Origin of the sequence: Adlercreutzia murintestinalis, assembly GCF_943192905.1 — a bacterium.
In the GTDB taxonomy this organism is placed as follows: domain Bacteria; phylum Actinomycetota; class Coriobacteriia; order Coriobacteriales; family Eggerthellaceae; genus Adlercreutzia_A; species Adlercreutzia_A murintestinalis.
The window spans coordinates 1-1,187 of sequence record NZ_CALPCC010000054.1 but is presented as its reverse complement, the minus strand read 5'-3'; the positions used below and the strand labels follow the sequence as shown (position 1 = coordinate 1,187).

The following is a 1,187-nucleotide window of genomic DNA, read 5'->3' as shown; positions in this document are numbered from 1 at the left end:
TTCACGGCCTCGGCGAACAGAACTCTGTCTTTGATTTCATCGGGTATGTTGACGCTGATTGAGTAAGATGCGGCCTCATCGAAGCGCATACGGAACTCAACTTCACCGGAGGTGTACGGGTTGATGCTGGTGGTCCAGCTCGTTGTTTTACCCGATTCATCCTTAACGGCTACAGGTAGCGTCGCCGTACCACGGCCGGTACCGAAATCGTGCTTTTTGAAGTCGGTTTCTCCAACACCCTTGATCCAAAGCTCCCATTGGCCTTTCTCTTTGTCGTAGCCAAGTTTCGGATCGGCTGTTAGTTCAACTTTTGTGGATGCCGTTGCGCTATAGGCATATACAGCGGCGGCGGAGTCTGCAACTTCTACATCGTTGACCGCTTTGATTTTTGCGGAGTCAACATTCGGGTCGTAGTCTTCAATAGTTGTGTCCGTCGCGGGTGCTGCAGTAATGTTAAACGGAAGGTACTCGGTAAACGACGGACGGAAGTCAATTTCTCCGTAAGTGCCGGGGTTGATATCCGCCGTCCAGTTGTCGTCAGCTTCGTTGTATACGGGCTTGGTTACCTTTCCTGAGCCATCTTCCGGAACATCCAGCTTCTTGTACCCGTTTGCATCTACGCCCTCGGTAGAGCCATCCTTGATCCAAACTTCCCAGCTGCCTTTGGCTTTATCGTAGCCCGAAGCCGCATCGGCGTTCAGCGTTACCGTGGATACGTTTCCGCCTGCCGGTTTAAACGTATATGTCTGCGGTTCAACACTTGCGTTGCTCGCGTTTGCGCCTGCGGTTGCGCTTAAGTTATAGGTCTCCCCAGGTTCCTCTTCGAATTCAGGCGTATAGGTAATATTGCCTGCAACGCCACGACCTATCCAGCCATGGTATGCTTGATAAGAGGATGTGCTCAGATCCGGCCTCGGCTCGATATCGCCAATTATTGCTCCCATAGAGCCCGAAGGAGCATTATGGCCGTATTCCCAGCCTTCAACTTTCCAGCGTTTGAGCTTATATTTATAGCCTGGCGCCAATCGAAGATGAAGCTCTACATTAGCATCGACATGCACATCGTATGTATATTGATTACGTTTTTCGTTATCGGTTGCGTAGGCTGTGTTCACGGCCTCGGCGAACAGAACTCTGTCTTTGATTTCATCGGGTATGTTGACGCTGATTGAGTAAGATGCGGCCTC

1 protein-coding gene is annotated in these 1,187 nt (G+C 51.0%); it reads right to left on the bottom strand.

Going from position 1 to position 1,187, the window contains the following annotated elements:
* Nucleotides 1–1,187, bottom strand: a 1,187-nt coding sequence (locus NFR19_RS08880) for a hypothetical protein (protein ID WP_251213432.1), incomplete at both ends; no start/stop codon positions are given.